This window comes from Acinetobacter sp. NBRC 100985 (genome assembly GCF_000241225.1).
Lineage (GTDB): Bacteria > Pseudomonadota > Gammaproteobacteria > Pseudomonadales > Moraxellaceae > Acinetobacter > Acinetobacter venetianus.
The window spans coordinates 23,424-30,189 of record NZ_BAEB01000064.1; the positions used below are offsets into that span (position 1 = coordinate 23,424).

Consider the following 6,766-nt stretch of genomic DNA (forward strand, 5'->3'; position numbering starts at 1 on the left):
TGAGCTAGCATATTTGCCTCTTTAGAGTTAACACCTTTTCCAATTAACCCTAGAAAAAAAATGAACCCAACTATAATAAGTCACTTAAACGTTGGCGAACATTATCTTCAGCTTCTCTTACAATACGCTGTATCAACTCTTCACAAGTAGGAATATCATGGATCAAACTAGCCACCAGACCACATGACCATGCGCCTGCATCCATTTGACCATCCAGCATAATTTTTGGATAAACCCCTGCTACTTGCTCAACAATATCCTCAAACTGCAACTGATCACCCAAAGCTTTCTCAGTTGCCACAATTTTTTCAACGGCCGCATTATTCATTACTCGTTCCGTATTACGTAAAGCACGCATAATCAGTCGAGTATCTCGTTCTGTTGCATTCAAGATCGCTTGCTTAACATTAGAATGAACGGGTGCTTCCTGAGTGGCAATAAACCGCGTTCCCATATTAATACCATCAGCACCCAAGGCTAAAGCAGCCGTTAAAGAACGACCATCTGCCATTCCACCCGAAGCTACAAATGGAATTTCTAAAGTGTCTGCCGCTAAAGGCAGCAAGATCATATTGGGTACATCATCTTCACCAGGATGCCCACCACACTCAAAACCATCCACCGAAACGGCATCACAACCAATTTGCTGAGCCTTTAAGCTATGACGAATCGAAGTACACTTATGTATCACTTTTATTCCAGCGGCTTTTAATGCAGGCATTACCTCCACAGGATTACGCCCAGCTGTTTCTACAATCCTAACTCCACCTTTAATAATCACGTCAACAAAAGCTGGATAATCTGGGGTATTTACAGTAGGCAAAAAAGTTAAATTTACACCAAATGGCTTATCTGTCATTTCTCGACAGCGTGCAATTTCTTTAGCTAAATTCTCAGGCGTGCGCTGAGTTAAACCTGTAATAATACCTAGCCCACCCGCATTCGAAACTGCAGCAGCAAGTTCAGCAAAACCAACATAATGCATACCACCTTGAATAATTGGATGCTCAATTTCAAATAGTTCAGTAATTTTAGTCTTCATTATAGTTCCCACTTATTGCATGTATTACCAAGGTTGTTCGTTTCCATACCGTTCTAAACACATTTAGATTAATGACATGGTTGCATCGGTAATCATTGCCTTAAAAACATCATTAATACCATTAAATTCCACTATACAAAATTCAATACCAAAATACAAAATAAAAAAATTGATAGCGAAATTTATTTCCAATAAAATTAATGAAATCTAAAAGAGGTTTTTTGAATCTTGATTTTTAAATAGCTCATCAACTCAATAACAGGATGTCATGATGCAACAGGAAGACGATCTAAATACTCAAATTACTTCAGGAACAATCTGTCAAATACAGGTTGGAAAAGTCCTGACTCTGACAATCAACACGCCAAATAAGAAAAATGCGATTAATTATGATATGTATCTAGCATTGAGTGAGGCACTCGATCAGGCTGCAATTAATGATGAAATCCATGTGGTACTACTCACAGGTGCAAATCAAATCTTTACCAGTGGCAATGATGTGAATGCTTTTAAAAATCGCAATACTCATAGCTCGCAACCACCCTCCTCTGTGCTGTTTTTAAAAAGTCTAGCAACATTTCCAAAACCAATTGTTGCAAAAGTTGAAAGTATCGCAATAGGTATAGGAAGTACCATGCTACTTCACTGCGATCTAGTTTATGCTTGTGAAGATACCATTTTCCAATTTCCATTTGTCAATCTTGGACTAGTACCTGAAGCAGGCTCAAGCTACATCCTGCCAAGGTTAGTTGGATTTTCTCGTGCTTCAGAAATCATTTTACTGGGAGAAAAATTTTCGGCTGAACAAGCGAAAGAATATGGCTTCGTTAACAGTATTTATTCAACAAGCAAGGAATTACAACAACAGGTAGATAAGGTTTTAAATAGATTAGCTAATCAACCAATTCAAGCATTACAGTTAAGTAAAAAGCTATTAAGAAATATGCCAATTGATGATATTTTGCATCGTATAGATCATGAATCTAATATCTTTGCGGATTGTCTGACAGGAAATGAGTTTAAAACCGCTCTTGATAAGTTTCAGAAGAACAAAAAATCTGACATACAGTTTAAATAAGCTAAAAATCCACACAATCCATAAAAAAACCAGCAAGATGCTGGTTTTTTTAAATCTTGAAGCTTAGCTAATTTCAGTTCGAATATTATTCACCATATGAAGTAAACGAGGTGCAATATCTTCTTCAAGTTTTTCACGCTTCATAATAAAGCTTGGACCACCACAATTGAACACCAAAAGGCCATGTTGCTGATGGATCAATGGTACAGCAACAGAATTCACATCCTTGTGCCATTCACCAATAGAGAAACAATATCCAAAGTCTTGGTAATCTTTAAATGCTTTATCTAAATCACGATTAATTTTAATCCAGTCGTCTTTATGTTTGCTACGAATAGCATCCAGTAAAAACTCTCTTTCATCTTCTGGCATTGCTGCTAGACAAGCACGTCCCATCGAACTTAGATGAATAGGTAAATATGTACCGACTTGACGTCGCATCGTCATATTACCCTTGCCTTGTACAACATCTAAATAAATCATGTTCAAGCGATCACGTGTTGCCATAGCAACCGCAGCGCCAGCATAATCCGCCAGATTTGTCATATAAGGATTCGCAATTGATCGAATCGAAACATTCGAAAGCATGGAGTAACCGAAAGCCAATACGCCAACAGAGAGTTGAAACTTACTCGAATTAGGCACCTGTTTAATGTAGCCCAAACGAGATAATGTATGTGTTAATCGAGTAATGGTCGGTTTCGGTAGCCCTGTCATTTGAGCTAACTCTTGATTACCTAAGTGTTGATGTTTAGGCGTGAAACAACGCAACAACTCTAAACCACGCGCTAACGCAGTAATAAATTGACGGTCATTTTCATCTTGCATATCTTCGATTGGATGCAATAGCTCATGCCTTAAAGGCGCTAATAGTTTTTCTGTTTGTTCTATATCCATCGATTCAGTCATATAGTTACCACGTTACCTGCTGTTTCGCACTGCGAAAATTATAATCTATTTATTCATTTAATAGCAAAAAAGCAAACATAAATGTTTGCTTTCTGATGTTCTATAAATTTTGATTAATCAGTATTTCTAAATTAACGATGCTCGCCTGATTTACTCCTTTGACTTTACCCAATTACGCCATTGGCTTTTAACTCAGCTAATTTTTCTTGAGAAACAATATGTTTTAAGACATCAGAGGTATGTTCCCCCAATAAAGGTGGCGCATAACGATATTCAACAGGAGTTCGTGAAAGTTTTATCGGCGAACCCACCATCCTTAGTTTTTCACGCTGTGTATGTTGCATATCTATCAACATTTTTCGTGCCACCACCTGCGGCTCTTGAAATGCCTGTTCAAGATTATTAATCAAACCGACAGGAACTTTGACAGCCTGTATCAGACGAACCCATTCATCAGCTGTTTTTGTTAAAAAATGCGCTGATAAAATATCTATCACTTCATTTCGATATTTAATTCGATCCGCGTTTCGTTTAAAACGAACATCATCGGCCAGCTCAGGCAAGCCAATACTTTTACATAGTTGGAAAAACTGAGTATCGTTGCCACAAGCAATAATGAACTCTCGATCACAAGCTTTAAAAAGCTGATATGGCACAATATTGGCGTGTGCATTGCCATATCGTTTCGGCACATTACCAGATGTTAAATAGTTCATTCCTTGGTTTGCTAAAGTAGCTATTTGCACATCCAGTAAGGCCATGTCTATATGTTGCCCTAGACCAGTAGTATTACGGTTAAGTAAAGCCGCTTGAATTGCAATGGTTGAATATAAACCTGTTGTTAGATCTGAAAATGCAACTCCAACCTTTTGAGGTCCTCCTCCCGGAAAATCATCTCTCTCACCTGTTACAGACATCAATCCACCCATACCTTGAATAATGAAGTCATAACCAGGTTCTTCTGCTCTCGGACCATCTTGTCCAAAACCTGTAATAGAACAATAAATTAACTTTGGATTTAAGCTTGCGAAAGACTCATAGTCCAGTCCATATTTTTTTAATGAACCAGCTTTATAATTTTCAATTAAAACATCTGTATCCAGAATAAGTTTTTTTATTAACTCCTGTCCTTCAACAGTCGAAATATCAATGGCTACTGATAACTTATTGCGATTGGCAGACTGATAATATGCAGCTTCACGAGTTTCATCACCGTCATCACTCTGCATCCATGGTGGCCCCCATGAACGAGTATCATCACCTATTTTTGGTCGCTCCACCTTAATTACTTCGGCCCCTAGATCACCAAGTATTTGCCCACACCAAGGCCCTGCTAAAACTCTACTAAGGTCCAGTACCCGAATTCCCTTTAAAGCACCCATACTAATTTCACCAGTTAAATTCAAATAACAATACATTATTTTGCATAGCGATACATTTTTTCAATATACACATAAACTTTGAGAAATCAAATTATAATTTTAGTCAAATAAATATTTAATTCTCTTAACACTTAATAACCAATATGATTCAATCAATTAGAAAATATTTCACCAAAAACAAAATACCGCATTGCAGAACTATTTTCCAAAAAATATTGTTTTCCGCTTTAAAAATATTCTAATATGAGTTCATTCACAGGGATTTAAGCTAAAAAATTTCATTTTATGAGGTTAAGTCTCAGCACAACCCAAGAACAATGGCTTGAAAAATTCATGCTTTTTCTCGGAAAAAAATGCTTTAAACAGATTTGAAGTAGGCAAGGTAATGGACTATGACCACTAATTACACACAACAGCTATCAACAATTCGACCTCATACTTGGAAAATTGCATTTATTTTTGCATTCCTTGCGTTATTAGTTGACGGCGCAGATTTAATGCTTTTGTCCTATAGTCTCAATAGTATTAAAGCTGATTTTGGACTCAGCTCAGTTCAAGCAGGCATGTTAGGGAGCTTTACCCTCGCAGGCATGGCAGTCGGTGGCATTTTCGGTGGATGGGCATGTGATCGTTTTGGACGAGTAAGAACAGTTGTCGTTTCTATTTTATTATTCTCTTTCCTTACATGTGGCCTAGGCTTTACTCAAACATTTTGGGAATTTGGTATCTTACGCTTCATCGCATCACTCGGTTTAGGCTCATTATATATAGCATCAAATACATTAATGGCTGAATATGTGCCGACAAAAAATCGTACTACCGTGTTAGGTACTCTGCAAGCTGGCTGGACTGTTGGGTATATTGTTGCAACGTTATTGGCAGGTTGGATCATCCCTGATCATGGCTGGAGAATGTTATTCTATGTTGCCATTATCCCTGTAATAATTGCGGTCTTAATGCATATTTTAGTGCCTGAACCCGCGGCATGGCAGCAATCTCGTCTACAGAGAAATATTAAGAGCGAACAAAACTCTGAAAATATCTCAGCGATTAAGCTAATTTTTCAAGATAAACGTAATCGCAATATGTTCATCCTATGGGCATTGACCGCAGGGTTCCTACAGTTTGGTTATTATGGTGTAAATAATTGGATGCCATCGTATCTAGAAACTGAATTAGGAATGAAGTTTAAAGAGATGACAGCCTATATGGTTGGTACCTACACAGCTATGATTTTAGGTAAAGTGCTTGCAGGCTTAATGGCTGATAAAGTAGGACGTCGTTTAACCTATGCATTTGGAGCGATTGGCACAGCAATTTTTCTTCCTTTGATCGTATTTTATCACTCACCTGCGAACATTCTATACTTATTGATTGCCTTCGGTTTCTTATACGGCATTCCATATGGTGTAAATGCAACCTATATGACAGAAAGCTTCCCAACTGAAATTCGAGGCACTGCTATTGGTGGCGCGTATAACGTTGGGCGTTTAGGTGCAGCATTAGCACCAGCAACGATAGGATATTTGGCATCGGGAGGTTCAATCGGTTTAGGTTTCGTTGTGATGGGTGCTGCCTATTTAATTTGTGGTGTTATTCCTGCACTGTTCATTAAAGAAAAACAATTCGATCCTCAAAAAACTTAAAAGTAAATTTTAAAAATTTAAGCCAGCGAATTCGCTGGCTTTTTTATCTGCATTTTCAGAATATTTTCTATCGTTAAGAAACTTTTTAATTGCTATAACACAAAAAATAAACTAAAGTATCGCTAAGCGAAATAGAATTTCTTAAAATGGATGATTTAAAAAGAGAATCAATGGAGTTTGACGTAGTGATCGTAGGCGCTGGACCTGCGGGTTTATCTGCTGCGATTAAAATTCGTCAATTAGCGATTGAAAACAACCTACCAGATCTTTCTGTTTGTGTGGTTGAAAAAGGCTCTGAAGTTGGTGCGCATATCCTTTCTGGTGCTGTACTTGAACCGCGTGCCATGAATGAATTGTTCCCGAACTGGAAAGAAGAAGGTGCTCCGCTGAATGTTCCTGTTACGGGCGACGAAACTTATTTCTTATTGTCTGATACCAAAGCACAAAAGATGCCGTATTGGATGGTTCCTAAATCAATGCACAACGAAGGGAACTATGTCATTTCTCTTGGTAATGTCGTGCGTTGGTTAGGTCAAAAGGCTGAAGAATTAGAAGTTTCTATCTTCCCAGGCTTTGCTGCTGCTGAAGTGCTTTACCATGAAGATGGTACCGTTAAAGGCATTCAAACAGGTGATATGGGGATTGGTAAAAATGGTGAGCCAACACATAACTTCACGCCGGGTTATGAACTTCACGCTAAATATACACT

General features: G+C 38.0%; 6 protein-coding genes. 3 read left to right on the plus strand and 3 right to left on the minus strand.

Translation table 11 applies throughout. The annotated features are described in order from the left end of the window. Positions 1 to 70 precede the first annotated feature (70 nt). Positions 71 to 1,042, minus strand: coding sequence for a nitronate monooxygenase family protein (locus tag ACT4_RS16145; protein WP_007484093.1), 972 nt, complete (start codon positions 1,040 to 1,042; stop codon positions 71 to 73). 271 nt (positions 1,043 to 1,313) lie between these two features. Here ACT4_RS16145 and ACT4_RS16150 point away from each other — a divergent pair, with 271 nt between their 5' ends. Beyond that, on the plus strand, positions 1,314 to 2,120 hold the full coding sequence (locus tag ACT4_RS16150) for an enoyl-CoA hydratase-related protein (RefSeq protein ID WP_007484094.1): 807 nt from the start codon (positions 1,314 to 1,316) through the stop codon (positions 2,118 to 2,120). A gap of 63 nt (positions 2,121 to 2,183) precedes the next feature. Here ACT4_RS16150 and ACT4_RS16155 read toward each other — a convergent pair whose 3' ends face one another. Together ACT4_RS16155 and ACT4_RS16160 are read right to left on the minus strand one after the other, a co-directional pair. Beyond that, positions 2,184 to 3,029, minus strand: a complete 846-nt coding sequence (locus ACT4_RS16155) for an IclR family transcriptional regulator (protein ID WP_007484096.1) — start codon at positions 3,027 to 3,029, stop codon at positions 2,184 to 2,186. Between the two features lie 164 nt (positions 3,030 to 3,193). Continuing rightward, complete coding sequence (locus ACT4_RS16160) at positions 3,194 to 4,411, minus strand: CaiB/BaiF CoA-transferase family protein (RefSeq protein WP_034605440.1); 1,218 nt, start codon at positions 4,409 to 4,411, stop codon at positions 3,194 to 3,196. A 392-nt stretch (positions 4,412 to 4,803) separates the two neighbouring features. Between ACT4_RS16160 and ACT4_RS16165 the strand changes: the two genes are divergently transcribed. After that, positions 4,804 to 6,057 (plus strand): MFS transporter, encoded by a 1,254-nt coding sequence (locus tag ACT4_RS16165; protein ID WP_007484099.1) that lies wholly within the window; start codon positions 4,804 to 4,806, stop codon positions 6,055 to 6,057. A gap of 146 nt (positions 6,058 to 6,203) precedes the next feature. Further along, on the plus strand, positions 6,204 to 6,766 hold a 563-nt coding region (locus tag ACT4_RS16170), incomplete at its 3' end, for an NAD(P)/FAD-dependent oxidoreductase (RefSeq protein ID WP_007484101.1).